This window comes from Methanobrevibacter sp. (assembly GCF_030539555.1).
Classification (GTDB): domain Archaea; phylum Methanobacteriota; class Methanobacteria; order Methanobacteriales; family Methanobacteriaceae; genus Methanocatella.
The window spans coordinates 46,763-47,535 of the sequence record NZ_JAUNXX010000009.1 but is presented as its reverse complement, the minus strand read 5'-3'; the positions used below and the strand labels follow the sequence as shown (position 1 = coordinate 47,535).

At 32.2% G+C, this 773-nt stretch carries 1 protein-coding gene; it reads right to left on the bottom strand.

Going from position 1 to position 773, the window contains the following annotated elements; genetic code table 11:
• Positions 1 to 773, bottom strand: a 773-nt coding sequence (locus Q4Q55_RS03605; protein WP_303371454.1) for a hypothetical protein, incomplete at both ends; no start/stop codon positions are given.

Sequence of the window (773 nt, the reverse complement as noted above, 5' to 3'; positions counted from 1 at the left end):
TTAGTACTGTTTACAGTCCTGTTAGTTTGATTATTCCCTGCAATTACAGTATTGTTTTGCAAACCAGTTTTGACAGCTATAAAGTAAAGTATAATTTTACATTTTTTACCTACTTTTAAGACACCATTATATTCCCACTTTCCATTTCCGGCATATTGCCATGTATTGGTAGGATCAACATAATAGTCATACTTTAAACCATCAGTATAGTCCCTGTCAATTATATATAAACCAGTAATATCATATTTACCGGTGTTTTCAACTACAATTGTGAAACTTACTGTTTTACCTTTTCTAACTACTTTATTGTTAGAAATTTTCCTCACAGACATTTCAGGATTAGGATATGTGGTTGTAGTATTTGTTGAATTGGATAATGTGTAATTCATATAACCGGAAGTAACGTTATTTTCCAAAACGCCCAGTTCTTTAGTCTTGAATTCAACTATCAAACTTGCACTCTGCATTACTCTTAAGGTTCTGTCCAATACCCATTTTCCAGAACCGTCATACTTCCAATTACCTGTATCATTATACCAGTTAGTGAATACTAAACCTTCGCTAAATTGGATATCTTTAACAAATACCTGATCTAGAATCATGTTTCCATTGTTTGTTACAGTTATTTTGAACTGAACATTTTCCCCAACAAGAACTGTTGTGTTTAAAGTTTCCTTTCTAACAGTTTCATTATATGTTTCCTCAAATGGTTTGCTTTTAAACAAAACCATATTCTGCCTATCAGCAGGAGTCAGGAACAATTTCATGTCATA